24 protein-coding genes and 1 pseudogene are annotated in these 24,346 nt (G+C 59.2%); 19 read left to right on the top strand and 6 right to left on the bottom strand.

Going from position 1 to position 24,346, the window contains the following annotated elements; genetic code table 11:
- Window positions 1-4: 4 nt before the first annotated feature.
- The 14 genes and pseudogenes from N4A58_RS16390 to N4A58_RS16330 all read left to right on the top strand — a co-directional run bounded on the left by N4A58_RS16390 (window position 5) and on the right by N4A58_RS16330 (window position 13,648).
- Window positions 5-1,327, top strand: a complete 1,323-nt coding sequence (locus tag N4A58_RS16390) for an FAD-binding oxidoreductase (RefSeq protein WP_293711426.1) — start codon at window positions 5-7, stop codon at window positions 1,325-1,327.
- Between the two features lie 15 nt (window positions 1,328-1,342).
- Entirely contained in the window at window positions 1,343-2,695 is a 1,353-nt protein-coding gene (locus N4A58_RS16385) for an FAD-binding oxidoreductase (RefSeq protein WP_293711424.1), read from the top strand.
- Between the two features lie 112 nt (window positions 2,696-2,807).
- Entirely contained in the window at window positions 2,808-3,920 is a 1,113-nt protein-coding gene (locus N4A58_RS16380) for an MHYT domain-containing protein (protein WP_293711421.1), read from the top strand.
- 210 nt (window positions 3,921-4,130) lie between these two features.
- Complete coding sequence (locus tag N4A58_RS16375; RefSeq protein ID WP_293711571.1) at window positions 4,131-4,985, top strand: xanthine dehydrogenase family protein subunit M; 855 nt, start codon at window positions 4,131-4,133, stop codon at window positions 4,983-4,985.
- 13 nt (window positions 4,986-4,998) lie between these two features.
- Window positions 4,999-5,493: a (2Fe-2S)-binding protein gene (locus N4A58_RS16370; RefSeq protein ID WP_293711418.1), complete on the top strand. Its 495-nt coding sequence runs from the start codon at window positions 4,999-5,001 to the stop codon at window positions 5,491-5,493.
- Window positions 5,490-7,922 (top strand): aerobic carbon-monoxide dehydrogenase large subunit, encoded by a 2,433-nt coding sequence (locus tag N4A58_RS16365; RefSeq protein ID WP_293711415.1) that lies wholly within the window; start codon window positions 5,490-5,492, stop codon window positions 7,920-7,922. Before N4A58_RS16370 ends, N4A58_RS16365 begins: the two co-directional genes overlap by 4 nt.
- Before the next feature lie 115 nt (window positions 7,923-8,037).
- Window positions 8,038-8,916: a MoxR family ATPase gene (locus tag N4A58_RS16360; protein ID WP_293711412.1), complete on the top strand. Its 879-nt coding sequence runs from the start codon at window positions 8,038-8,040 to the stop codon at window positions 8,914-8,916.
- Window positions 8,913-10,097, top strand: coding sequence for a VWA domain-containing protein (locus tag N4A58_RS16355; protein ID WP_293711409.1), 1,185 nt, complete (start codon window positions 8,913-8,915; stop codon window positions 10,095-10,097). The genes N4A58_RS16360 and N4A58_RS16355 overlap by 4 nt, the downstream gene beginning before the upstream one ends.
- Window positions 10,094-10,879, top strand: coding sequence for an XdhC family protein (locus tag N4A58_RS16350; protein WP_293711406.1), 786 nt, complete (start codon window positions 10,094-10,096; stop codon window positions 10,877-10,879). The genes N4A58_RS16355 and N4A58_RS16350 overlap by 4 nt, the downstream gene beginning before the upstream one ends.
- Entirely contained in the window at window positions 10,872-11,027 is a 156-nt protein-coding gene (locus N4A58_RS16345) for a hypothetical protein (RefSeq protein WP_293711403.1), read from the top strand. The genes N4A58_RS16350 and N4A58_RS16345 overlap by 8 nt, the downstream gene beginning before the upstream one ends.
- A 15-nt stretch (window positions 11,028-11,042) precedes the next feature.
- Window positions 11,043-11,495 carry a CoxG family protein gene (locus N4A58_RS16340; RefSeq protein WP_293711400.1) on the top strand — a complete coding sequence of 151 codons (453 nt, stop codon included), beginning with the start codon at window positions 11,043-11,045 and terminating at the stop codon, window positions 11,493-11,495.
- A gap of 536 nt (window positions 11,496-12,031) precedes the next feature.
- Window positions 12,032-12,964 (top strand): annotated as a pseudogene (locus N4A58_RS16335) (DUF3500 domain-containing protein); the annotation flags it as partial.
- Window positions 12,942-13,130, top strand: a complete 189-nt coding sequence (locus N4A58_RS20950; RefSeq protein WP_367177037.1) for a DUF3500 domain-containing protein — start codon at window positions 12,942-12,944, stop codon at window positions 13,128-13,130. The pseudogene N4A58_RS16335 and the gene N4A58_RS20950, both read left to right, overlap by 23 nt.
- Window positions 13,127-13,648 (top strand): hypothetical protein, encoded by a 522-nt coding sequence (locus N4A58_RS16330; RefSeq protein ID WP_293711397.1) that lies wholly within the window; start codon window positions 13,127-13,129, stop codon window positions 13,646-13,648. Before N4A58_RS20950 ends, N4A58_RS16330 begins: the two co-directional genes overlap by 4 nt.
- Here the strand turns inward: N4A58_RS16330 and N4A58_RS16325 are convergent.
- Genes N4A58_RS16325 through N4A58_RS16315 form a run of 3 tightly spaced genes read right to left on the bottom strand, consistent with a single transcriptional unit; the run spans window position 13,645 to window position 16,650 of the window.
- Window positions 13,645-14,409 carry an ABC transporter ATP-binding protein gene (locus tag N4A58_RS16325; protein WP_293711394.1) on the bottom strand — a complete coding sequence of 255 codons (765 nt, stop codon included), beginning with the start codon at window positions 14,407-14,409 and terminating at the stop codon, window positions 13,645-13,647. The two genes, N4A58_RS16330 and N4A58_RS16325, sit on opposite strands and share 4 nt — an antisense overlap.
- Complete coding sequence (locus N4A58_RS16320) at window positions 14,403-15,467, bottom strand: iron ABC transporter permease (RefSeq protein ID WP_293711391.1); 1,065 nt, start codon at window positions 15,465-15,467, stop codon at window positions 14,403-14,405. The genes N4A58_RS16325 and N4A58_RS16320 overlap by 7 nt, the downstream gene beginning before the upstream one ends.
- 46 nt (window positions 15,468-15,513) lie before the next feature.
- On the bottom strand, window positions 15,514-16,650 hold the full coding sequence (locus N4A58_RS16315; protein ID WP_293711388.1) for an ABC transporter substrate-binding protein: 1,137 nt from the start codon (window positions 16,648-16,650) through the stop codon (window positions 15,514-15,516).
- A 128-nt stretch (window positions 16,651-16,778) separates the two neighbouring features.
- Between N4A58_RS16315 and N4A58_RS16310 the strand changes: the two genes are divergently transcribed.
- Both N4A58_RS16310 and N4A58_RS16305 read left to right on the top strand, forming a co-directional pair.
- Window positions 16,779-17,513, top strand: coding sequence for a class I SAM-dependent methyltransferase (locus tag N4A58_RS16310; RefSeq protein WP_293711385.1), 735 nt, complete (start codon window positions 16,779-16,781; stop codon window positions 17,511-17,513).
- 153 nt (window positions 17,514-17,666) lie between these two features.
- Window positions 17,667-18,764, top strand: coding sequence for a tRNA-dihydrouridine synthase (locus N4A58_RS16305; RefSeq protein WP_072703555.1), 1,098 nt, complete (start codon window positions 17,667-17,669; stop codon window positions 18,762-18,764).
- 11 nt (window positions 18,765-18,775) lie between these two features.
- Here the strand turns inward: N4A58_RS16305 and N4A58_RS16300 are convergent, their stop codons facing one another.
- A complete protein-coding gene (locus N4A58_RS16300) occupies window positions 18,776-19,783 on the bottom strand; it encodes a LysR family transcriptional regulator (protein WP_293711382.1) in 1,008 nt (335 codons plus the stop codon).
- A gap of 181 nt (window positions 19,784-19,964) precedes the next feature.
- Between N4A58_RS16300 and N4A58_RS16295 the strand changes: the two genes are divergently transcribed.
- The 3 genes from N4A58_RS16295 to N4A58_RS16285 all read left to right on the top strand — a co-directional run bounded on the left by N4A58_RS16295 (window position 19,965) and on the right by N4A58_RS16285 (window position 23,020).
- Complete coding sequence (locus N4A58_RS16295) at window positions 19,965-20,936, top strand: tripartite tricarboxylate transporter substrate binding protein (RefSeq protein WP_293711379.1); 972 nt, start codon at window positions 19,965-19,967, stop codon at window positions 20,934-20,936.
- 88 nt (window positions 20,937-21,024) lie between these two features.
- Window positions 21,025-21,498 carry a tripartite tricarboxylate transporter TctB family protein gene (locus N4A58_RS16290; protein WP_293711377.1) on the top strand — a complete coding sequence of 158 codons (474 nt, stop codon included), beginning with the start codon at window positions 21,025-21,027 and terminating at the stop codon, window positions 21,496-21,498.
- Window positions 21,499-21,505: 7 nt separating this feature from the next.
- Window positions 21,506-23,020 carry a tripartite tricarboxylate transporter permease gene (locus tag N4A58_RS16285; RefSeq protein ID WP_293711374.1) on the top strand — a complete coding sequence of 505 codons (1,515 nt, stop codon included), beginning with the start codon at window positions 21,506-21,508 and terminating at the stop codon, window positions 23,018-23,020.
- Between the two features lie 221 nt (window positions 23,021-23,241).
- Here the strand turns inward: N4A58_RS16285 and N4A58_RS16280 are convergent, their stop codons facing one another.
- Together N4A58_RS16280 and N4A58_RS16275 are read right to left on the bottom strand one after the other, a co-directional pair.
- A complete protein-coding gene (locus N4A58_RS16280) occupies window positions 23,242-23,745 on the bottom strand; it encodes a zinc-binding dehydrogenase (RefSeq protein WP_293711371.1) in 504 nt (167 codons plus the stop codon).
- 78 nt (window positions 23,746-23,823) lie between these two features.
- On the bottom strand, window positions 23,824-24,183 hold the full coding sequence (locus N4A58_RS16275) for an alcohol dehydrogenase catalytic domain-containing protein (RefSeq protein WP_293711368.1): 360 nt from the start codon (window positions 24,181-24,183) through the stop codon (window positions 23,824-23,826).
- Window positions 24,184-24,346: the final 163 nt, after the last annotated feature.

Genomic DNA, 24,346 nt, shown 5'->3' with positions numbered 1-24,346 from the left:
CACCATGCCCAAGTTCTCGGAGTTCAAGGACACCCTTTGGTACGCGACCGCGCCCGATGCGCCAAAGACGACGGCGCTGAAGGGGCCGGTCAAAGCAGATGTCTGCATCGTCGGGGCGGGGTATTCCGGGCTGACCACCGCGCTGGAACTGGCACGGGCAGGGGTCTCGGTCGTGGTTTTAGAGCGCGAAGAGATCGGCTTTGGCGGATCGGGCCGCAACGCCGGACACTGCACACCGACTTTCACCCACTTCAGCCTACCGCAATTGCGCAATCACTTGGGTACCCCATGGGCGGACCGCCTGATCCAACGCCAGACCCGCGCCAATGACAAAGTGGCAGCGATGATCAATCGATACGGCATCGACTGCGAGTGGGAGCAGAACGGCTATGTCCAAGGGGCGCTCTTCCCCTCGCACCTCAAAACCCTGCGCGGCCATATGGAGAGTTACAATGCCGTCGGGGCCCGCACGCGTATGCTGGACCGTGAAGAAGCCCAAGAGATCACTGGATCGCCGCGCTTTTACGGTGGCTGGTTCCACGAAGAGGCGGGCGGCATGAACGCTTTGGCGTATTCACGTGGGCTTGGCCGCGCCGTGCAGCAAGAGGGCGGTGTGATCTACACGAAAACCTCCGCCGAAAGCTGTGACCGTCAGGGCCAAGCTTGGGTCGTCAAAACGCCCCAAGGGGCTGTCCGCGCCGAAAAAGTGATCTACACCACAGGCGCCTACACCGTCGCGGGTTGGCCGAAACTGGATCAAACATTCAGGATCATGCGGGTCTTCGTTGCCGCAACGCAGCCCTTGTCTGCCGAAGCGCAGCGGATCGTTCTGCCCAAACGGACCACGATCCAAGACGGGCGCGGCGACATCTATGTCTACAAGTACAATCACGAAAACCGGATCGTGGCCTCCATGTTCCCGATGGGGGCCCGCGGCAGCGACCCCGCTTTGACTCGAAAGATCCTTTCAGAGCGTCTGAAATGGCTGCACCCTGATCTACGCGAAGAGCCGCGCTGGGAGTTCTTCTGGTTCGGCGAGTTGGACATGCAGCGCCGAACCGTGCCGCGGCTTTACGGTTTAGCGCCTGGTGTGATCGCGATGACAGGCCTTTCGGGGCGAGGAGTGCCAACGGGGTCCATGATCGGCGGCATTCTTGCAGATTGGGCCAATGGTACGCCAGAAGCTGATCTGGACCTGAAACTCGAACCCCTGAGCCGGCAACCGCTCTACATGAGCGTGGCGCCGCAGGCCGCCCTGCGCAGTTATCGGATCCGCGACAATCTGCGAGCGAAAAGCCAGAACGCGCCGCTCCCCCCTTTTGCATGAGATAGGAGAAACTTCATGCCCGGACCGAAAGTCGAACCGGTCGAAAGTAGCACCACATTGCCGGATCAAGTCGACGTGGTGGTCATAGGCGGCGGCATAGCAGGAGTCTCTGCCGCATTGGAATTGGTCGAGCGGGGCAAGACTGTCGCCCTCTGCGAAAAGGGCCAGATCGGGGCCGAGCAATCTAGCCGGAACTGGGGCTGGGTCCGGCTAACACACCGCGATCCGCGCGAGATGCCCCTGATGATTGAGGCCGTGCGACTGTGGAAACAGATGGACGAGCGCACAGGGCAAAAGACCGGCTATGTACAATGCGGCGCGACATACACAGTGACCTCTGAGGCCGCGCTCGAGACCGAACGCCGAAGTGCAGACGACTTGCAGGCCTACCAGATTCCCGCAAGGATCCTAAGCGCAGACGAGGTCAAAGAGGCTTTTCCCGGATTGGGATTGTCGATCAAGGGCGCCCTGCATAACCCGCAGGATGGGCGCGCAGAGCCTCAGGCCGCGGCCCCTGCAATCGCACGCGCGATCATGGCCAACGGCGGCACGGTTCATCAAAACTGCGCAGTCCGGACTCTGGAGACAAAAGACGGCAAGATCTCTGGCGTCGTCACCGAGCATGGCACCATCAAGTGTGATGCTGTGCTTGTAGCAGGCGGTGTCTGGTCGCGGCTTTTCCTCGGCAACCACGGAATTGATCTGCCCGCACTCTGGACCAAGGGCAACGTTCAGCGCACCGAACCTATCCCTGATGGGCCCGAAGGCACGCTGAAGCACCCCGATTTCACGATGCGGAAGCGCCGCGATGGCGGCTACACCATCGCCTCGGCCATCCCTAGCCGATATCAACTGACCCCCGACAGCTTCCGACTGCTAGGGAAATTTCTACCCACATTGATGAACGAATGGAGACGCTTGAGCCTTGGCATCGGGACCGCGTTTTTCGAGGCGCTGCGCATGCCGAAACGCTGGAGCGCCACTGATATCACCCCGTTCGAGAAGACGCGCATCTTGGATCCAGAACCCGACACCAAACTACTGGACAAAGCGTTGGCGACGCTCACTGGATTTTACGCACCCTTCAAAAACGCTAAAATTGCCCAGCGGTGGGCAGGTTATATCGACGTGATGCCTGACGTGATTCCCGTGATTTCCGATACCAAAGACGTGAAAAATGGAATTCCCGGTCTCTATGTCGTGGCCGGATTCTCTGGTCATGGCTTCGGGCTCGGGACAGGCGCAGGGCGGCTGGCGGCCGATCTGATCACGGGGCAGGGCCCATGTGTAGATCCCACGCCATTTCGGCTCAGTCGGTTCTCGGACGGTTCCAAGATCGTGCCGATGGGGGGCATTCTACAACGCTAGCGCGTAGAAACAGCCTGCACGGCCACTCTAAGGGCCCGAGTTCCGTCAAGTCCGGAAGCCGCTCGGCAAAACGGGGTTTGCGTCAATCCGTCGCGTCATGCATGCTCGGTGCATGACGTTTATCGACTACGGACATAACCTCTGGCTCGTTGCAATTTCGTTCGTCGTCGCACTGGTGGCGGGCGCGACCGGCCTTTGGCTCACCAAAGACCTTTCGAAAAAGACCGTGCTGCAGCGCAAACTCTCGGTGGCCTTGGCTGCGATTGCGCTGGGGGGCGGAATTTGGTCGATGCACTTTGTCGCGATGCTCGGGCTGCGGATGCCGATGCTGTTCTACTACGACGCCGCAATAACGCTGGTGTCTGCACTGATCGCCATCCTGATCGTCACTTCGGCGCTTCTGCTGCTGCATTTCCGTAAGCGGACCAAAACAACAATCTTGATCGCGGGCACACTGGTTGGCGCAGGCGTGCTGGCCATGCACTACGTCGGCATGGCGGGGATGCAGTTGTGCCAACCAGTCTATACCCCGAGCGGCGTTATAGGATCTTCGATTTTAGCGATTGGCCTATGCATTCTTGCCTTTGCGGTGGCCTATGGGCGGCGGTCCAACCGGAATATCCTGATTGGGACACTGTGCTTTGGCGTAGCTGTGACCGCTGTGCACTTTCTCGCGATGTCGAGCACAAACTTTGTCGCGCTCGAGCGGACCCAAGAGATCGGTCCCCTGATCAGCAAAGAAGTTATGGCGATCGGTGTGATCCTAAGCAGCTTTGTGATCTTTGGCATGTTTCTGTGGGTAGGCTCGACCGTCTTGGTTCCGGTTGACCCAAACTCCGCTGACCCGGTCGCCACCGACCTTGCGGACCAGCCTACCGAGACCACCCCAGCCAGCCCTGAAATATGGGTGCCCTGCGAACGCGAGGGCGCCAAGGTCCGCGTGGCGGCAGGGGAGGTGGCCTTTGTCCGCGCGGACGGGCACTACACCCAGATTTACACCGCCGAAGGGCGCTACTATTGCGCGTGGCCCATCACCGAGGCGACCAAACGCCTCGTCCCTGAGGGGCTGATGAAGGTGCACCGCAGTTATCTGGTGAACCCCTCCAAAGTCGTCCACTTCGAGCGCAAGAAAGACAAAGGCCGCGTCTCCTTTGGTCCTTCGAATTTGCCCGAGGTGCCCGTCAGCAGGTCCCACTTGAAAGAAGCTGAAACCGCCTTTTCCTGAGGGCGAGCCTTCGCGCACCCTATCCTCTTGCCAACCATCTCGTGCCCCGACCGCTGGGGCCCGCTGTCGTTCGCTCAGCTCGGCGCATTTCGTGCAGCAAGCAGCGCATTTCGTGCAAAATGCTCGGAAATAAAGCGTTTTCAGAAGCCATAGACCCTTCCGGCCGCCAGCCTTCTCCTCGCCAGAATGATTGCTCAGGGAGGAGTGACGATGATTCCAGCGGCGTTCGAATACTACCGGCCAAAGGACATGGAGGGGGTTCTCGCGGTGCTTACAGAGCATGGTGATGACGCACGTGTCCTTGCCGGCGGACACAGCCTGATACCGATGATGAAGCTTCGCATGGCCGAGGTCCCACACCTGATCGACCTGCAAGAAGTCGCGGGCCTTGGTGGGATTTCCGTCAGCGATGGCACCGTGCGCCTTGGTGCGATGGTGACCCAGTCAGACATCATCTCTGACGCGGTTCTCGCCGACGCAGCGCCCATCATGCGCGAGGCGTCTCTTCAGATTGCCGACCCGCAGGTGCGCTACATGGGGACCGTTGGCGGTAACGTGGCCAATGGGGATCCGGGCAACGATATGCCGGGTCTGATGCAATGTCTTGATGCGGTCTTTAGCTTGGTCGGTCCTGACGGAGAACGCGACGTCGCGGCCCGCGAGTTCTACGAGTCCGCCTACATGACTGCCCGCGAGGACGATGAAGTTCTGACGGCTGTCTCCTTCAAGGTGCCTGAGGGCGGCTACGCCTATCAGAAGCAGAAACGTAAGATTGGCGACTACGCGACCGCCGCTGCCGCCGTCCAGATCGTCAAAGAGGGCGGCACCTGCGCACGCGCCTCCATCGCCATGACCAACCTGAGCGACACGCCAGTCTATTCAGAAGCCGCTGGCGCCGCGTTGGTAGGCACGACTGTGAGTGACAGCGACATCGACGCGGCCGTGCAGGCGATGCTGGGAGACATCGATCCTGCCGAAGACAACCGCGGCCCCGTCGAATTCAAACGCCATGCAGCCGCTGTGATCCTGCGCCGTGCCATCGCACGCGCTTGGTCGCGCGCCTGATCGGGAGGAAACCATGTCCAAGAAAATGCACATCCAGCTGACCGTGAATGGCGAGGTGCAGGAATTTCTGGCCGAACCACGAGAGCTGTTGATCCACACCCTGCGGGAACGCCTGAACATCACCGGCCCCCATATCGGGTGCGAAACCTCTCATTGCGGGGCCTGCACCGTCACCCTGAACGGTAAATCCGTGAAGTCCTGCACTGTGTTCGTGGCGCAAGCCGACGGCGCAGACATCACCACCATCGAAGGGCTCGGCAATCCGGACAAACTGCACGTGCTGCAAGAGGCATTCAAAGAGCACCACGGCTTGCAGTGCGGGTTCTGCACACCCGGCATGATCACCCGCGCGTCCAAACTGCTCGAGGAAAACCCCAGCCCCACCGAAGAAGAAGTGCGGTTCGGCATGGCGGGCAACATCTGCCGCTGCACAGGCTACCAGAACATCGTGAAATCCATCCTCGCTGCTGCGGCAGAGATGAGCGCATCCAAGGAGGCCGCGGAATGAAGGACGAAGCAGAAGTCACACGCGAAGACCGCGTCGAAGCGCTGGGTGGCATGGGCTGCAAGCGCAAGCGTGTCGAGGATGCTCGGTTTACACAGGGCAAAGGCAACTATGTCGATGACATCAAACTGCCTGGCATGCTGTTCGGAGATTTTGTTCGGTCGCCCTATGCTCATGCACGGATCAAGTCGATTGACACATCCGCAGCATTGGCTTTGGACGGGGTTGTTGCGGTCCTGACGGCGGATGATCTGCGGCCCTTGGGTCTGCACTGGATGCCGACTTTGGCAGGCGACAAGCAGATGGTTCTGGCCGACGGTAAGGTTCTGTTCCAAGGTCAAGAGGTCGCCTATGTGGTCGCCAAGGACCGCTACATCGCCGCCGACGCGGTCGAACTGATCGACGTGGACTACGAAGAACTGCCCGTGATTGTCGATCCGTTTGAATCGATGAAATCGGACACCGTTCTGCGCGAGGATCTGGTGGCCGAGGACGGATCGCTGCCTGATGGCGCTCACGGCCCGCGCAAGCATCACAACCACATCTTCACATGGGAAGTCGGCGAGAAAGAAGCCACCAGCCAAGTCATCGACAGCGCTCAGGTCGTCGCCGAAGAGACCATGTACTACCACCGCACGCACCCGTGCCCACTGGAAACCTGCGGCTGCGTGGCCTCGATGGACAAGGTGAACGGCAAGCTGACGCTCTATGGCACGTTTCAGGCGCCCCACGCGATCCGGACGGTGGTCAGCCTGATCTCCGGTATCGAAGAGCACAACATCCGCGTCATCTCGCCTGATATCGGGGGCGGCTTTGGCAACAAGGTCGGTGCTTATCCCGGCTATGTCTGCTCCGTCGTGGCTTCGATCGTCACCGGCGTTCCGGTGAAATGGGTCGAAGACCGCATGGAAAACCTGATGACCACCGCCTTTGCCCGCGACTACTGGATGAAGGGCAAAATCTCGGCTACGCCCGAAGGCAAGATCACCGGCCTTTGGTGCGAAGTGACCGCGGACCACGGCGGTTTTGACGCCTGCGCGGACCCGACCAAGTTCCCCGCAGGTTTCATGAATATCTGCACCGGCTCGTATGACATCCCGACCGCGTATCTGGCCGTTGACGGTGTCTACACCAACAAAGCGCCGGGCGGGGTCAGCTACCGCTGTTCCTTCCGCGTGACAGAGGCGGTGTACTTCATCGAGCGGATGATAGAGGTACTGGCGATCGAGATGAACATGGACGCCGCCGAGCTGCGCCGGATCAACTTCATCAAGAAAGAACAATTCCCCTACCAGTCCGCACTCGGCTGGGAATACGACAGCGGCGACTACCACACCGCGTGGGACAAAGCGTTGAAGGCCGTCGATTACGAGGGGCTCCGCGCGGAGCAGGCCCAACGGGTCGAGGACTTCAAAGCTGGAAAAACACGCAAGCTGATGGGTGTCGGCCTGTCCTTCTTTACCGAAATCGTCGGAGCAGGTCCGGTCAAGAATTGCGATATCCTGGGCCTCGGTATGTTCGACAGCTGCGAAATCCGCATCCATCCCACTGGATCGGCGATCGCACGTCTAGGCACCATCTCGCAGGGTCAGGGGCATGCGACGACCTTTGCGCAGATCCTCGCCAGCGAGATCGGCCTACCAGCGGACAGCATCACCATCGAAGAGGGCGACACAGACACCGCGCCCTATGGTCTGGGAACCTATGGTTCGCGCTCGACCCCTGTGGCTGGGGCGGCGACCGCCATGGCTGGCCGGAAAATCCGCACCAAAGCCCAGATGATCGCGGCCTACCTTCTCGAAGTGCATGACGACGACGTGGAATTCGACGTGGACCGCTTTGTCGTCAAAGGTGCCCCCGAGAAGTTCAAGACCATGAAGGAGATCGCTTTTGCGGCCTACAATCAGACCATTCCGGGGATCGAACCGGGTCTGGAGGCGGTCAGCTACTACGATCCGCCCAACATGACCTACCCCTTTGGGGCCTACATCTGCGTGATGGACATCGACGTGGACACGGGTGAGGTCGACATCCGCCGCTTCTATGCGCTGGATGACTGTGGCACCCGCATCAACCCGATGATCATCGAAGGGCAAGTCCACGGTGGTCTGACCGAGGCGCTTGCCGTCGCTCTGGGCCAAGAGATTGCCTATGACGACATGGGTAATGTCAAAACGGGCACGTTGATGGACTTCTTCCTGCCCACCGCATGGGAGGTCCCGAACTACGAGACCGACCACACGGTCACCCCGTCGCCCCATCACCCGATCGGTGCCAAGGGCGTTGGCGAAAGCCCCCACGTGGGCGGTGTTCCCTGCTTCTCGAATGCGGTGAACGATGCCTTCCGCGCCTTTGGCCTGCGGCATACGCACATGCCCCACGACCATTGGCGGATTTGGAAAACCGCCAACAAGCTAGGGCTGCACGGGTAACAGAGCTTCGGTGCGTATGGCTGAGCGGCCTGTGCGCACCGACCGCCCGGGGGAGGCATGGCCTCCCCCACACCCCCGCACTCAAATCTCGCATTGCGAACGGCAAGAGGCTCTGATGAAGGACTATCGTGCACTACAAGCGTGTCTGCAGACATTGGGCTATGTCGCATCCGACGATCTGTCTGTCGCGCTGCATCTGGCCCTGCAGCTTCAGCGTCCGCTTCTGCTCGAAGGCGCAGCGGGTGTCGGCAAGACCGAGGTTGCCCGTGTGCTTTCACAGGCTCGCGAGACCCAGTTGATCCGTCTGCAGTGCTACGAAGGGTTGGACGCCGCGCAAGCCATCTACGAATGGAACTACCAGCGCCAGCTCTTGGCCATTCGCGCCGCTGCGGAGCGGGGCGAAGACACCAAAGGCATCGAAGAGCGCATCTTCTCTCGCGATTACTTGCTTGAACGCCCGCTGCTGCAGGCGATTACACAAGAGGTCTCGCCCGTTCTGCTGATTGACGAAATCGACCGCGCAGACGAGGAATTCGAAGCATTCCTGCTGGAGATGCTGGCGGAATATCAGATCACCGTGCCCGAACTCGGCACCATTCAGGCGGTCAGCAAACCGATTGTCATCCTGACTTCGAACGGCACCCGCGATTTGTCCGATGCCCTGCGCCGCCGCTGTCTGTTTGCCTACGTGGACTATCCCGACCGCACTACAGAGCTGGCGATCCTGAAGGCACGTTGCGCAGGCATCGAGGACCGCTTGGCCGAGCAGATCGTCGGCTTTGTCCAAACCCTGCGCAAAGAGGATTTGGAAAAGGTCCCCGGCATCGCAGAGACACTGGACTTTGCGGCAGCGCTCATGGGCCTCGGGATCGGGGATTTGACCCGCGATCCGGCCATCCTGCAGAACACACTGACAACATTGCTCAAAACCCAATCGGATCGCGCCGCGATCCCGACCGAGGTGGCGCAACGCATCGCGGGGAAAGCTGCATGAGCCGCGTGACCCGCTTTGCCGCCCGCGATCCGGGCCCGACTGCGCGGGTCGCGGGATTTCTGGCGCACCTGCGCGACAACGGCCTGCGCCTTGGGGCCCAAGAGACCCAAGTCGCGCTGACCGCGCTCACCCATGTCGAGTCCACACAGCCGATGCTCGCCCGCGCGGCGCTCAAGGCGGTCTGCACAGGGACCAAAGACGAAGCCCAAAGATTTGACGCGCTGTTTGACTCCTACTGGATGGATATGGGCCGCGTTCGGCAAAAAGTCGTGCCCAGTGCGACTCCGCAGAAGTCGCAGGACTCCCTGCACTCCTCTCGGGATGGGGTGGGCGAGGATATGGGCGGCACAGGCCAATCCACCGCACCGGACGGCGGCGACGAGGAGGCGGATCGCGATGGCGAGGGTAAGCTGATCGCAAGCCAGATGCGCAATCTGTCCCGCCGCGACCTGCGCGATCTGGTCCGCCCCGAAGATATTGCTGAAGCCGAGGCTGTGGCCCGCCGTCTGGGCCTTGCCTTGCGGGACAAACGATCACGTCGCCGGATCGCAGCGCGGCGCGGCGACAGGCTTCACTTCCGCAAAACCATCCGCCGGAGCCTATCGACCGGTGGCGAACCCTTGCGCCTGTTCCGCAAACAACGGCCCGACCGCAGCCGGAAGATCGTCGCGCTCTGCGATGTATCAGGCTCTATGGGCGTCTATGCGCAGGTCTTCCTCGCGTTTCTGGCTGGCCTGATGCGCGGGGACAGCACAGCCGACGCCTATCTGTTTCACACCCGCCTCGTGCGTATCACCGAAGCACTGCGCGACAAGGACGCCATGCGCGCCATTGGCCGTATGTCCCTGATGGCCGACGGGTTCGGAGGCGGATCGAAAATCGGCGAGAGCCTGAACCGTTTCGCCGAGACCTATGCCCGCCGGTTTGTCGATGGTCGCAGCGTCGTCCTTATCCTGTCCGATGGGTATGACACCTCGACGCCGGACCACATTGAACAAGCCCTCGCGCGACTGAGCAAACGGGGCTGCCGCATCATCTGGCTCAACCCTTTGAAAGGCTGGAAAGATTACCAGCCCATCGCCGCCGGCATGGCCGCTGCGATGCCCTATCTCGATCTTTTTCAACCTGCAAACACGCTAGCCGATCTGGCTGCGCTCGAACCGGAGTTGACCCGCCTATGACCCCCGCAGAGATCATTCGATCCGACCTTGCTGACGTGGCGCAGAACCTCAGGTCCCGTCAGGAACCCTTTGTTTTCGCGACGATTGTAAGGACGGCTGGCACCACTGCCGCCAAACCGGGCGCCAAAGCCATTCTAGACGCCCAAGGCACGATCCTGCACGGTTTTCTCGGCGGTGGATGCACGCGCGGAGCCGTCAAACGCGCGGCGCTCGCTGCAATCAAAAGCGGTGTGCCCCGATTGATTTCGGTCACCCCAGAAGAGCAGCTGACCCAGCGCGGCGTCACCGCCGGGGCCGAGGTGGACGGGGTCACTTTTGCCCGCAATGGCTGCCCGTCTCGGGGGACGATCGACATCTTCATCGAGCCCATTCTGCCCATGCCTGAACTCGTTGTCCTTGGCGGGTCGCCCGTCGCACAGGCATTAGCCGCACTGGCGCCTCAGTTTCACTGGTCCGTCGAAGGCGCCTTGTCAGAGCCCCTGACCGTGCCGCGCATGCGCGCGATCGTTGTGGCCACCCAAGGCCAAGGCGATCTGGATGCGCTCACCGCGGCACTGAAGTCGGGGGCGAAACATGTGTCGTTCGTGGGCAGTCACAAGAAATTCGCCAGTCTCGCTGCCAAACTGATCGACGCCGGTGTGTCATCATCAATGGTGGAGCAAGTCTCGGCCCCGGCTGGCCTCGATATCGGAGCCGTCACACCCGAGGAAATCGCGCTCTCTATCCTGGCAGAACTGATCCAAGTGCGCCGCAAGCCTATAGGGGATCAAGCCGATGCCTAAGACTGACATCTGTGCCACGTCGCAGCCCCAAACAACAGAGCGGCCAAAGCCCGAAGCGCTCGGATTGCTCGCGCGCCTTCGGAAAGTCTTTTCGATGACTGACGCGCAGGCCCAAACGCTGGCGCAGATCAAATTCCCATGCTGTTAACCAAGAGGACGATTTATGGAACTCAAAGATGAAATCAGGATCTCGGCCCCCAAGCGCGTGGTCTACGACGCCCTGCAAGACCCTGAAATCCTGAAGCAATGCATCCCCGGCTGCGAAGAGCTGATCAAGAAGTCCGATAACGAACTCGAGGCCAAGGTCGTGCTGAAAGTCGGGCCGGTCAAGGCCAAGTTCAGCGGGGATGTGACGCTGGACACCACAGGCGCGCCGGACTCGTTCTCTTTGACTGGCCAAGGCAATGGCGGCGCAGCGGGACACGCCAAGGGCGGCGCCGACGTCACATTGACGGAAGACGGAGATGAAACGATCCTGACTTACAACGCCAAGGCAGAGATCGGCGGCAAGCTCGCTCAACTCGGAAGCCGATTGATCCAAGGGACAGCCCAGAAGCTGGCGGGCAAGTTTTTCAAATCCTTCGGCGAAGCGGTCGAAGAAGAAAAAGTCTCCTAAGCCTATGGTCCTGACTTAGTCTCGCCGGATTGCCCTGCCACTTTCAACAGCGTGGCTCGGCACTTCGGAGAAGGGTTCATTGTGGCGGACCAGCATGTCACAGACTTGGAAGGGTGGCTGCGGCAATCTCTTCGAACCCCGTTTGTTTGTCTAAGGGTGCTCGCGCTAAAGCGAGTTGCGAGGTTTGATCGGGCGATTGACGAAAGAGCTAGAGCGCCTTGCTCTTCGTGGCATGGTATTAGCGCGGGCAAGAGGCAAAGCGAGAATACTCTCAGCCGGCGCTCTCAATTTCGGTTTTTCAAATATTTGCGTGCTCTGACTCCGATAGAGAGCACAAAGCGCACAGTTGCTCGAAGGACCGCAGCGCCAAGGTTCTTTCTCAGTGCTCCTGTAACGACAGCGCAATCCTCGGGTGGGTAGTCGAAAATCAACGGGCTTCAGACCCGCACCTCGCCTTCGGAAAGGTTGCTCACAGAGTACTTTCTTCGACGGAATGCCAGCTGTGCCGCGTGTAAAGTGCGAACACAGGACTTCACATGACACTTACACGTTTTCAAAAATTCGGCCTTCTTGGCATCGCCGCAGCAGCTTCACTCGGCGGCTTCTATCTTTCTGAAATGTCGGCGCAGGGGCGTAATTTGCAGACGCCAGCGGCCCAAATCGACGTTAAACGGGACTTCGATGTGCCTATGGCCGAGGCGCAAACAGATGCGATTGTCACGGTGGCGAACGCGTTTTTAGATACGCTAAACACAGAACAACGCGCAGCGGCAGTTTTCGACTTTGCGGACAACACTCAGCGCGCAAACTGGTCTAATTTTCCGGACGGGCCAGTCGTGCGTCAGGGGGTAATGCGCGGCAATATGAGCGAAACGCAACTTGATGCCCTCAACACCCTGCTGCGCACCGCCCTGAGCGAAGAGGGCTACCAAAACGTCTTGTACCAGTTGGCCGCAGAGGAGAGTTTGGAGAACAGCCCGAGTGAGCCGAATTTTGGAGACGACTTCTAATACGTCTCCTTTCTTGGCGAACCTGCTTTGGACGCGCCTTGGATGTTCCAGTTTGGCGGTCACCACCTTGCAATCAATGTCACAGTGTTTGGGCCGGACCTCAGCTTTTCTCCGATGCTGACAGGCGGTGAGCCGCTGCGCATCAACATGAACGACGAAACCGTCTTTATCACGGCACAGGAAACCACAGCCGCAGCCGCTCTGATCCACAGCTTGAGCGAAGCCCAGAAGAAAGAGGCGGTCCGCAGCGACAAAGCGATCAACCTGTTGCTGGGGCCAGGCGAGTTTGGATCAACCCTCGCCCCCGAGGGTGTCAAAGGGAGCGATCTAACCGATTCACAACGGGCGCTCCTCATGGATGTGATCAAGGCCCGATTGGGGTTCATCAACGCAGATGACTTTGCAGCCAAGATGGCTGTAGTTGGGTCACAATTAGATGACACCTACTTTAGCTGGAGGGGACCAGAAGCCCCCCCTTGGCGCAGCATATTTTCGAGTGACGGGGCCGTCAGTCGTGATGGAATACGCCCCGCAAGACTTGGACGCGGACCCGACCAACCATGCACACAACATGTATCGTGACCCGCAGAATGACTACGGGACCATGTGGATTGCGACAGAATGAAGTGGCTCTGTTTCGTCGCTGCAGCGGGCCTAAGCGGCCCACTTGCAGCCCATCCGCACAGTAGCGTGGACCAGCAGGTGCATCTTGCGGTCGGGACCGATCATACAGAAGTCACCATCCGCATCATCCCAGCGGCAACCGAGGGCGACCTGACGCGCGAGGTTCTGGATCTGGACCAAGACGGCGAGTTGGACAGCGCCGAAGCACGAGTGTTTCAAGACACGGTGCTCGCAGCTCTGGAAATTTCATGGAACACCCAGCCGATCACTCTTGTCGATCCAAAGATCAGCGCCGCCCCGTTGGAGCGATTGGAGGCAGGGCAGGGGCAAATCGAGATAACGGCCACCTTGTCAGTAACAGCGGCAATGGAAACCGTTCACTTGACCATGACGTATGATGGGCCTGGGGCGGACTGGCTCATCCAACCCTATTATTTTGAAGACTTGCGAGATGGGCCTTTGCCCCGCATCCTGCGGTTCGAGGATAGCAACCGGATCGAGTTGCGCTCCACCCATTAGGCAGAGCGCGGGACCGCAGGACCATCTACGATCATCATAGGACACCCGCGAGAGCACCGTTCGACACGGCTTTCAATCCCGTAGATCTGGCTGATCAAGGCTGGTGTTAGAACCTCGAGCGCGGGGCCGCTGGCCAGAATGCGTCCTTGAGACAGGGCGATCGCCGTCTCGCATGCCCGCATGACTTGGTTCAGGTCGTGGAGCGCGAGGATCATCACCGCGCCTGTTTCGGCAGCATAACTGCGCAGGGCCTCCAGAACCTCGTACTGACGATAAAGGTCCAGCGCCGAGGTTGGTTCATCCATGAGCACCACCTTGGGGCGTGTCACCAGAGTTTGTGCGATGGACACGGCCTGCCGCTGCCCGCCGGACAGTTCTGGCAACTGACGCTCGGCCAGATGAGCGATCCCAAAACGCTGAAGGACATTGTCCACCGATGCCAATTCAGAGGCCGACAGACGCCACCCGCCCGCACCTTGCTTCAAGGCCAGAATAATTGACTCGTAAACAGTCAGCGCCGCCGTCATAGCCGTATCTTGGGGCATATATCGCAGATCATCCTTGGTCGCGCCCGTCAGCCGGACGGCGCCCGTCCCGCGCATTTGCCCTGAAATCCGGCGAAACAGGGTTGATTTCCCCGCGGCGTTGGCACCGACCAAGGCGGTCAGAACGCCGCCCTTCAATGCGGGCGTCGACGCATCCTCTAGGATAGTGCGGCGGCCGTAGCGCGCCCCGATCTGATCAAGCGTCAGAGTTACCATGATTTGCGTCCTTTGGTCAGGGTAAGCGCCGCAAAGAACGGAACGCCGACAAGTGCAGTGATAATCCCGATCGGCAGAACAGCACCGGGCAGGATAGCCTTGGACAAGACAGAGGTCGCTGACAGGATCGCGGCGCCCGAGAGCATGGCACCCGGAAGGAAGAAACGCTGATCCTCTCCGAGCAAAAGACGCGCCACGTGCGGCCCAACAATGCCAATGAACCCGATTGTCCCGACAAAGCTTACAGGGACTGCGGCCAGCAAAGAGACCAGAAACAGTGTTTCTAGACGCAATCGTTTGACCGGAACGCCCATCGCGGCAGCGCGCGTCTCGCCTAAGCGTACAGCGGTCAAGGCCCATGCGCGTCGGGCAAAAAGCGGAGCGCAAACCGCAAGAATTATGGCGGTGACAGCCACTTTGCCCCAAGTGGCCTTGGTCAAGCTGCCCATGGTCCAGAAAACCACCGCAGACAGCGCTTGCTCGGACGCAAAATACTGCAACAACGCCAACGCCGCGTTGAAACTAAAGACCAGCGCGATACCAAGCAGGATGATCGTTTCGACCGTAACGCCCCGTAGGGTGCTGAGCCCAAAAATCAGTAGCGACGCGGCCATTGCCATGGCAAAGGCATTGATCGGCACCATCAGCGCAATTGCGGCGGGAAAGAGGGCAACCCCTAGTACCATCGCAATCGCCGCCCCAAAACTGGCCGCCGCAGACAGACCCAAAGTAAACGGGCTGGCCAAAGGGTTCGCCAAAATAGTCTGCATCTGGGCCCCCGCCAACGACAGGCTCGCTCCGACGGTAACAGCCAGCAAGGCCATGGGCATGCGGATATCCCAGATGACCACACGCATTTGCAGGTCAGCCGATGACGGCATGAAAAGCGTGCGCAGTACATCCGGCAAAGGATAACGGGCGGGCCCCAGTGAGACGTCCACAGCTACGGACAACACCAGCAAAGCCAAGAGCCCGCCAAGGACGGCAATCCTACGGGCTGTCAAAGTGCGGTAGCTCTTGGCGTTCTCGGAAGAAGACATGAGGCTCAGAGCGGTCATTCAGACCTCCAGAAAAAGAGGGCGGCTCGCAAGCCGCCCTTTGAGATTAGTTGGTTGCAGCGGTGGGCAGCGAGACCCAGTAACCGGGGTGGTAATCCACCGGCAGAAAGCGCTCGTGCAGCTCGACCAGCGTGGCTTCGGGGTCGAGATCCGCGAACAGCTCTGGCTGGATCCAAGTGGCCAGACGCTGAACCGCTACAAAGCTGTAGGGGTTGTTGTAGAATTGATGCCAAATGGCGTGAACATCGCCAGTCTCGACCGCTTTGACGCCGGTGAAGGCGGGGCGCTCCATCAGTTTGGCCAGTTTGGTCTGCGCAACTTCGATGTCAGAACCGGGCCCTACGCCAATCCAGTTACCACCGGGCACATAGGCATCCCAGTTACCACCGGTCACGACAATCTGATCAGGGTTCGACGCGATCACCTGCTCGGCGTTCACGGTGCCAAAGGTGCCAGGGACAAAGGGCTTGGCCATATTCTCGCCGCCCGCCAGCTCAACAAAGGTACCGAAGTTGCCGTTGCCAAAGGACATGCAGCAGTCTTCGGAATAGCCGCCAGCGCGTTCAACAAACACAACAGGGCGTTCCAGATCAGACTGCGCCTCGATCACGTCAGTCACGCGGGCCAGTTGCTCGGCGTAAAAGTCGTTGAACTCCGCGGCGCGCTCGTCTTTTCCAAAGAGCTTGCCAATGATCTCCATTGAGGACGCGGTATGCTCGAACGGCTTCTCGCGGAAATCGACATAGACAATCGGAATACCGACTTTGGCTAGCTTCTCCTCATAGCCCGCCTCGTCGGTCGCGGCCTTGGCTTCGAGGTTCATGATCATCACGTCGGGGTTCAAAGAAACCGCCTGCTCGATGTCAAAGGTACCATCTTTGAACCCACCAAAGGACGGAATATCAACCAGTTCAGGGAACTTCGCAGCGTAAAGATCGTAGCTCTCGGGCGAGGCTTGGCGGAAATCATCGCGCCAGCCCACCACACGCTCGAACGGGTTTTCCCCGTCCAGAACAGCAGCAAAGAAAATCTGGCGGCCTTCACCAAGGATGACCCGTTCAACCGGACCATCAACAGTTACATCGCGGCCTGCGATATCAGTCACCGTGATCGGCTCGGCCAGAGCAAAACCTGCGGAAACAAGGGTCAGCGCACCTGCGCCAAGCATCAATCGGAACGTCATGTCAGCATCCTTGGAAATCGAAACTCATGACCGGATAAAAAAACCTACTATTTTAGTCAAGATAAAGTTGACAAAAATAGTCACATTACGGATTTGACATACAAAACAGATTTGAGACGGACAAAGACATGGTAGCTTCGAACCGCGACATTCGGGATGACATCAAGGAATACTGGTCTGACCGTGCCGCCACCTTTGATCAAGATCCGGGGCATCGCATTCAAGACGGCGCAGAGATGCAGGCGTGGCGCGGCCTGTTCACGCGCCATCTAGGTCCCGCACATGGACGCCGGTTGCTGGATCTGGCATCCGGCACAGGAGAAATCGCGCGGCTGTGCTGCGATATGGGGTTTAATGTCACCGGCCTTGATTGGGCAGAGCCAATGCTTGCACTGGCGCGCACCAAATTGCCCGATGTCACTTTTATTCAAGCGGATGCAGAGCGCACGATGCTGCCCACGGCCAGCTTTGATGTGATCGTCACGCGGCATCTGATCTGGACGCTGGTTGATCCAGCTGCCGCATTCACTGAATGGCATAGACTGCTTGTGCCCGGCGGGCAGCTCGTGGTGGTCGACGGCGACTTTGTGTCACGAAACTGGTGGACGCGCTGGCTATCACAAGCCAAGGCGGTCACCCCCAGCACCACGCGGCATCAGTCGATCCTACGCCGCGTGCACTTCTCTGATGGTGCCCGGTCCGATGCCGTTGCGGACCTCATACGCGACACAGGCTTCGAGAAAATCGAGATTGATACAAACCTGAGCGCGATACACTTGGCCCAAGCCCGTCAATTGGGATGGCGCAAGGCGCTTCTGCGGCAATCGGAACATCGATACGCGATAGCAGCGCGCAAGCCCTGAGCCCTTCGAAACCAAAGTGTTTTGCTTACCTTTGGCTCACTTCGCGCCCAGTTTGACAGCGTTTCACCGATTTATCTAAGGCGAACTGGGAAAATTATTGACTACATGGTCAAAAAGCGGCGTCCTAGACACAAGGTCTACCGAGGAAACGCCATGTCAGAGAAGCTCAAAACACACTTCACAGGGCTCGAGTTCGTCAATCCGTTCATCTTGGCCTCTGCGCCACCGACGGAAAGCAAACGTAAAATCCTGAAGGCGTTCGAGGCCGGATGGGGCGGCGTTGTGACAAAAACCATCGGCCTGCATCCGGTCGAAAATGTAGCCGGCCCCAAGACGATCTACCAGCGTGCAAGCGACGAGAAACCTTATGTGTCGCGCTACAAACGCCCTGATACCGTCTCGCACTCGTCTTGGAATTGGGAACTGATTTCCGACCAGCCGCTAGAGCAGTGGCTGCCCGACCTCGAAGAAATCAAAAGCACGTATCCCGACCGTATGCTGATTGGCTCGATCATGGCAGGCGCGGGCAGTGACGAAGAAATGGCGAACTGGCAGAAACTGGCCAGAGCCTGCGTGGACGCGGGTTGCGACGCGCTAGAGCTTAACATGTCGTGCCCCCACATGGACCGCAAAGACATGGGCGCGAACATCGCCAACGATGAGGACATCATCCGCTCGGTCCTCAAGGCCGTGACATCCGCCGTGAGCGTACCGATCTGGGTAAAGCTGACACCATCGACTTCGACCCTCGTCGATGCGGCGGGTGCAGCCTACGAGGCGGGCGCATCGTCAATTTCCTTGTGCAACACCTTCCCGTCCTTGCCGCTGATGGACCCTGAAACCATGAAGTTTGAGGTCGAGGTTGACGGCTTGGTGACATCAGGGGGCCTTGGAGGTCTCGCCATTTTGCACCAAGCGCTGCAGCGCGTGTCCGACATCTCTCGCGCCTATCCTGATGGGGCGATTTCGGGCATCGGTGGCATCAAAGGATTCCGAGAAGCATTTAACTTCATCGTTCACGGTGCGGGCAATCTACAGGTCTGCACCGCCGCGATGGAAGAAAAGGGAAGCGGCGGTGTTGGGGTTCAGTTGATCAAAGAGCTAACCACTGATCTGACAGACTACCTGGATCGCAAGGGGTATTCCTCGATCGAGGAATTCCGCGGCATTGCCCGCGAGCGGATCGTCGAACATGCTCAAGTCCGCCGCAAAAGCGAGACTTACAACGGCGGCTACGCTCAGTCGGCCTAACTTGGATAAACCTAAACGGCAGAGCCTTCAGGTGATCCTGCGGCTCTGTCACGCAAAATTTCACAAAATTCCAAGGCCACTGGCTGCAAAGGTTCTTTGCGCCGCGTGACGAGCCCAAAGCCCGAGAGCCGGATTTCCGGCCTGATGTCGATCACGGTAAATAGGCCTGCTTTTTGGTGCGCCTGAACCACGGCTTCGGGCAAGAGTGCAACGGCATTCGACTCTTGTACCAGGTTCAAGATGAGCAGGATCGAAGAGCACTCGATGAAATCCGCAGGGCGTTGCAGGCCGGCTCGGTCGAATGCCGTATCCAGCACCTGCCGCGAAGGGTTGCTGGCGGGTTGCAGAGCCCACACGCAATTCTGTAAATCGCGCAGCCGCCGCGCACCGGTCGCCGTTTTGTGACCTGCACGGGCCACCACGACCAAACGCTCTTCGGCCAAGGGCTCAAAGGCAAAAACGGTCTTGTGGCGGTCGGCGCTAAAGCGCCCAACAGCGAGGTCCAGCCGTCCTGCCTCTAACTCTGCTAGAATACCGTCGCTGGTCTCTCCGTGCAGTTCCACTAAGAGTTGAGGACGGCGAGCTTTGATTTCCGCGACGGCGCGGGCGACCAGATCCGGCGCTGCGCCTGTGATCGCTCCGACGGAGAGACGGCCGTAGCCACCTTCGCGGCGGGCCGAGAATTCGTCGGAAAACCGTTTAAGGCGAGAGAGTTGCATCCGTGCATTGGCCACAGCGAACTGTCCCAAGGGCGTTGGCGTCAGACCTCGGGGGCCACGCTCGAACAAACTGGCCTGAAAAATCTCTTCGACGTCGCGCAGCATTTTGGAAGCTGTCGATTGCGTCATGTTCAGAGCCTCGGCGGCGCTGTGGGTCGTACCGTGATCAGACAGTGTCACGATTAACGAAAGATGTCGGACCTTTAGGCTGGCGGTGATGTCCCGATCCAGATCGAAACTCCTCCTTACAGAGCGGCCAGAGCAATCGCGTTTCGCGGTCGCAGAGCCGGATTTATTCATTGGAACGTTATCACCGCGCTAGATAGCGTCAACGGCGGAGGAGGTCCGGAGAGGGCCTTGGACATAGGTGACGCCACGCAACCTGTTGGTTTCAGGCCGAACCATTCCAGCTTTCACTGGCATTTCACTGAGCAGGCACAATCGCCCCTCAGTTGATCCAGAAAATTTGAGGAGGAGATTCATGAAATTCCCTAGAACCGTCATGGCGTCGGCCATGGCGATTGCAACTTTTGCTAGTGCCGCATGGGCCGAGTTTCCCGAGCGCCCGATTCAAATGGTTGTCCCGTGGGGGGCAGGGGGCGGCACAGACGCCGTTGGACGTCTGCTTGGCGCCGAGATCCAGAAAGAGTTGGGGGTTCCGGTCAACGTCGTAAATCGCACCGGCGGGTCTGGCGTGGTCGGCCACAGCGCAATCGCAAACGCTGACCCAGATGGCTACACTATCGGGATCATGACGATCGAGATTGATATGATGCATTGGCAGGGCCTAACGGACCTGACCTACGAGGACTACGATATCCTCGCCATTGTTAACTCTGATCCAGGTGGCGTGATGGTGTCTGCGGATGCAGGCTACGACAGCGTCGAAGCGCTGCTAGAGGACATCAAATCCCAACCCGCAGGCACGTTCAAAGCGTCAGGCACCGGCCAAGGTGGCATCTGGCATGTGGGTCTGGCCGGCTGGCTCTTGTCCGAAGATTTGGCTCCCGACTACGTAACCTTTGTCCCCAGCCAAGGGGCAGCACCCGGCCTGACCGATATGGTCGCGGGCGGGGTGGACATTGTACCGTCGTCGCTGGCCGAGGGTCGCTCCATGATCGACGCAAACCGCGTGGTTCCTTTGGCGAGCATGTCTGCAGAGCGTCAGAACGCCTTTCCCGATGTTCCGACCCTGGCGGAAACCACAGGATCGGACTGGACCGTCGCCGTGTGGCGTGCGGTTGCGGCGCCTGACGGGCTCCCTGATGACGTCAAAACCAAGCTGATGGATGCCGTCGAGACTGCCTACAATTCTGAAGAGTACCAGACCTTTATGAAGGACCGCGGATTTGGCCTGCGGTGGGCGCGCGGCGATGAGGCCACTCAGATTGTTGCCGACGACGATGCCGCCTTTGGCGAGGTGATGAAGGCCGCTGGATTGGCTGCGGAATAACCTTTCACGAAAACACATCGCGGCCGGAGGGTTAGACAGCCCTTCGGCCCCTTGCCCGGGTTACGGGGCCGCACATGAGGACAGCAGAATGCGCGTAACGGACTTGACCCTAGGGCTATTGACCCTGCTCGGGGGCATCGCGATCTATCTTTCGGCACTGGGGTTCAAGGCCATCCCCGGACAGGCCTATGGGGCGGGCACCATGCCCCGTGCAATAGCCCTGGTGACCGTACTGACTGGGATATTCCTGATCTTCAAAGCCGTAGTCGCTGGCGAGCGGATCCCCGGCCTCGTGCTGGCCGACTGGACAGGCCAGCGCGGCCCCATGGCACGCGCAGCGTCTGTCTTGGTCCTGATTGTGGTCTATATCCTGATCTCGCCAATAGTCGGCTTTCTGCCCACGGCCTTTGCGGTGATGGTGCTGGCAATGCTGATCCTTCGGGTGCGCCTACTGATTGCCGCGCCCGTCGCATTGGTGGCCGCCATCGCTATTCAGCAGAGCTTTGGCAAGCTGCTGCTTGTGCCACTGCCGCGAAGCCCTTTTCTGACATTCCTTTGGTGACGCCACCATGTCCATGATCTTTGAGGCCGCTGGCCTCGTTTTCCAACCATATGTTTTACTGGTGATCTTCGCCTCAGCGGCCTTTGGCATGTTTGTCGGAGCGATCCCCGGGCTGACCGCGACGATGGCGACTGCGCTCTTGGTGCCTGTGACGTTCTTTATGGAGCCTGTGCCCGCGATCGCCGCGATCGTGACGGCGACCGCTATGGCCATTTTCGCAGGCGACATTCCCGGCACTTTGCTGCGCATGCCGGGTACGCCTGCCAGTGCGGCCTATGTCCAAGACGCCTACGCCCTGACACGCAAGGGACGGCCTGAATCTGCCTTAGGCGCATCGCTAGTCTTTTCCTCCCTCGGCGGCATTTTCGGGACGCTCGTTTTAATCACGGCCTCGCCTGTCTTGGCCGAAGTGGCGCTGAAGTTTTCTTCTTTCGAGTATTTCTGGCTGGTTGTGCTAGGCCTGTCCTGTGCGGTTTTCATCTCACCGGGCTCTCCGGCGCGGGGCCTGATTTCGCTGTTTATTGGGCTCTTTGCGGCCACGATCGGCCTAGAAAACCCCGCAGGAGAGCCGCGTTACACCTTTGGCAACGTCGAACTCATGGGCGGTGTGCAGTTCATTCCCGCGATGATCGGCTTATTCGCGGTTTCCGAGGTGATCCGCGCCTTTATTCATCGCGGCACAGACGAAAAGCCCCCGCCAACAGGCAAGCCTGGCATATTCAGAGAGCAAGCGCGCAATCTCACCCGCTATCCAGTGCAGGCCCTGCGCGGCAGCGTTTTGGGCACCGCCATTGGTGCCTTGCCAGGCGCAGGAGCGGATATCGCCGCTTGGATCAGCTATGCGGTATCCAAGAAATTCTCGAAAACGCCAGAAAAGTTCGGCAGCGGCCATGTCGAAGGCTTGGTCGAGTCTGGGTCATCCAATAACGGCGCGATGTCAGGCGCTTGGATCCCTGCACTCGTTTTTGGCATTCCCGGGGACTCGATTACGGCGATTGTCATTGGTGTCTTGTACATCAAAGGTATCAACCCCGGACCGATGGTTTTCATCACGCAACCGCAGATGATTTACGCGGTGTTCATCGTGTTTCTGGTGGCGAACCTGATGATGCTGCCGCTGGGGTGGCTCGCGATCAAGGGCGCACGCCAAGTGCTCTCGATCCCGCAGCGTGTACTGATGCCACTGATCCTCATGTTCTGCATGGTTGGATCGTTCGCTATCAACAATTCCGTCTTTGGTATTTGGCTGATGTTTGTTTTTGGCATCATCGGATTCCTGATGGAGGAGAACGACATACCAATTGCCCCTGCGATCCTTGGTCTCGTCCTTGGACCGATGCTGGAGCAGAACTTTGTCACGTCGATGATCAAATCGGACGGCAGCTTCATCGCGTTCTTCGAACGACCCATTGCAGCGGGATTGGGACTTTTCACCATCGCGGTTTGGTTCCTGCCGCTGATCTTGGCGCTCGTTCGCCGGAAAGCTCAGCCAAGTGGAACCCAAAGCACTCAGGGCAACTGATCGAAACCACAAGCCCGTTGGGTCCGTCCTACCCCCAACGGTGTCTTTCCAGTTTGATCAGTGAGCAACGTTGGCGCTGCAATGTGTCGTGCAGCGCCAACGTTCAATTTACCTTCAGGCAGCCGGCGCCTTGAGCAAGACTTTCAGCGCGCCTTCTTCTGCTGCGTTCCCAAATACCTCATAGGCTTCGACAATCTCGTCCAGATCAAAGCGGTGGGTGATCAGGGCTGATGGGTCGATCTGCCCGTCTCAACCGACCGCATCAATTGCTGCATCGTGTCGGTGTTCACCAGACCCATCGAGATGCTGATGTTCTGAATCCACATCCGTTCTAAAGCGAGATCCACTTTTGTCCCATGAACGCCGATATTCGCGATCCGGCCGCCGGGCGCGATAATATCCTGACAAAGCTCAAAGGTCTTTGGGATGCCCACGGCCTCCATCGCGACGTCGACGCCAACACCATCCGTCATCGCCATGATTGCTTCGGCGGCATTGCCTTCGGACACGTCAACCGCATCGGTCGCCCCGAACTGGCGGGCTAGGGACAGACGTTTTTTGTCCATATCCACCATGATGATTTTGGCCGGAGAATAGAATCCAGCGGTGAGCAGCGCCGCCATTCCGACAGGGCCAGCGCCCACAATCGCAACCGTATCGCCGGGCGAAACTTTGCCAGCCAGCACACCAATTTCGAAACCAGTGGGCAGGATGTCTGACAGCATCACCAAGGCCTCTTCGCCCATACCTTCGGGGATGCGGTGCAGACTGAAGTCACCATGGGGTATGCGGACATACTCTGCTTAGGTGCCATCGATCAGATGACCCAACTGCCACCCCCCGCCGTCCAGACAATGGGAATGCATGCCCTTGCGGCAGTTTCGGCAGGATCCGCAGGCGGTGATGCACGCGATCAGCACGCGATCGCCGGGTTTGAAGCCGCGAATGCCAGCACCGACTTCCTCGACCACGCCGACTCCTTCGTGGCCCAGTGTTGTGCCCGGCGCGATTGTAGGCACGTCCCCCTTGAGGATATGCAGATCCGTCCCGCAAATCGTGGTCGCGGTGACTCTGACGATCACGTCCGTCGCCGATTGGATCGAGGGTTTTGGCTTCTCGACCCATTCCTTTTGGCCGACACCATTATAAACCAAAGCCTTCATTCATCCGTCCTCCCTTGGATTGTGTCGAAGCAGGGTAGGCAAACCGTGACGGGCGGTATTGAACGTTCACGCGCCTGCTTTTGAAGGTTTCTGGCAGATGTCTGTTTCGTTCAAAGCGCCACTCAGGATCGTTCAATACCTCGTTTTGCGGCCCGATTAGCCT

This window comes from Donghicola sp. (assembly GCF_025210255.1).
In the GTDB taxonomy this organism is placed as follows: Bacteria; Pseudomonadota; Alphaproteobacteria; order Rhodobacterales; family Rhodobacteraceae; genus Donghicola; species Donghicola eburneus.
This window is presented reverse-complemented; position numbering and strand designations above follow the sequence as displayed.

Excerpts from the sequence above, each read along its gene's own strand:
- N4A58_RS16390 (WP_293711426.1), top strand. The coding sequence starts at position 5 with ATGCCCAAGTTCTCGGAGTTCAAGGACACCCTTTGGTACGCGACCGCG.
- N4A58_RS16275 (WP_293711368.1), bottom strand. The coding sequence starts at position 24,183 with ATGAAGGCTTTGGTTTATAATGGTGTCGGCCAAAAGGAATGGGTCGAG.
- N4A58_RS16360 (WP_293711412.1), top strand. The coding sequence starts at position 8,038 with ATGAAGGACTATCGTGCACTACAAGCGTGTCTGCAGACATTGGGCTAT.
- N4A58_RS16330 (WP_293711397.1), top strand. The coding sequence starts at position 13,127 with ATGAAGTGGCTCTGTTTCGTCGCTGCAGCGGGCCTAAGCGGCCCACTT.
- N4A58_RS16340 (WP_293711400.1), top strand. The coding sequence starts at position 11,043 with ATGGAACTCAAAGATGAAATCAGGATCTCGGCCCCCAAGCGCGTGGTC.
- N4A58_RS16345 (WP_293711403.1), top strand. The coding sequence starts at position 10,872 with ATGCCTAAGACTGACATCTGTGCCACGTCGCAGCCCCAAACAACAGAG.
- N4A58_RS16290 (WP_293711377.1), top strand. The coding sequence starts at position 21,025 with ATGCGCGTAACGGACTTGACCCTAGGGCTATTGACCCTGCTCGGGGGC.
- N4A58_RS16375 (WP_293711571.1), top strand. The coding sequence starts at position 4,131 with ATGATTCCAGCGGCGTTCGAATACTACCGGCCAAAGGACATGGAGGGG.
- N4A58_RS16320 (WP_293711391.1), bottom strand. The coding sequence starts at position 15,467 with ATGACCGCTCTGAGCCTCATGTCTTCTTCCGAGAACGCCAAGAGCTAC.
- N4A58_RS16300 (WP_293711382.1), bottom strand. The coding sequence starts at position 19,783 with ATGAATAAATCCGGCTCTGCGACCGCGAAACGCGATTGCTCTGGCCGC.
- N4A58_RS16365 (WP_293711415.1), top strand. The coding sequence starts at position 5,490 with ATGAAGGACGAAGCAGAAGTCACACGCGAAGACCGCGTCGAAGCGCTG.
- N4A58_RS16350 (WP_293711406.1), top strand. The coding sequence starts at position 10,094 with ATGACCCCCGCAGAGATCATTCGATCCGACCTTGCTGACGTGGCGCAG.
- N4A58_RS16280 (WP_293711371.1), bottom strand. The coding sequence starts at position 23,745 with ATGCTGTCAGACATCCTGCCCACTGGTTTCGAAATTGGTGTGCTGGCT.
- N4A58_RS16285 (WP_293711374.1), top strand. The coding sequence starts at position 21,506 with ATGTCCATGATCTTTGAGGCCGCTGGCCTCGTTTTCCAACCATATGTT.
- N4A58_RS16315 (WP_293711388.1), bottom strand. The coding sequence starts at position 16,650 with ATGACGTTCCGATTGATGCTTGGCGCAGGTGCGCTGACCCTTGTTTCC.
- N4A58_RS16355 (WP_293711409.1), top strand. The coding sequence starts at position 8,913 with ATGAGCCGCGTGACCCGCTTTGCCGCCCGCGATCCGGGCCCGACTGCG.
- N4A58_RS16295 (WP_293711379.1), top strand. The coding sequence starts at position 19,965 with ATGAAATTCCCTAGAACCGTCATGGCGTCGGCCATGGCGATTGCAACT.
- N4A58_RS16385 (WP_293711424.1), top strand. The coding sequence starts at position 1,343 with ATGCCCGGACCGAAAGTCGAACCGGTCGAAAGTAGCACCACATTGCCG.
- N4A58_RS20950 (WP_367177037.1), top strand. The coding sequence starts at position 12,942 with ATGACACCTACTTTAGCTGGAGGGGACCAGAAGCCCCCCCTTGGCGCA.
- N4A58_RS16305 (WP_072703555.1), top strand. The coding sequence starts at position 17,667 with ATGTCAGAGAAGCTCAAAACACACTTCACAGGGCTCGAGTTCGTCAAT.
- N4A58_RS16380 (WP_293711421.1), top strand. The coding sequence starts at position 2,808 with ATGACGTTTATCGACTACGGACATAACCTCTGGCTCGTTGCAATTTCG.
- N4A58_RS16370 (WP_293711418.1), top strand. The coding sequence starts at position 4,999 with ATGTCCAAGAAAATGCACATCCAGCTGACCGTGAATGGCGAGGTGCAG.
- N4A58_RS16310 (WP_293711385.1), top strand. The coding sequence starts at position 16,779 with ATGGTAGCTTCGAACCGCGACATTCGGGATGACATCAAGGAATACTGG.
- N4A58_RS16325 (WP_293711394.1), bottom strand. The coding sequence starts at position 14,409 with ATGGTAACTCTGACGCTTGATCAGATCGGGGCGCGCTACGGCCGCCGC.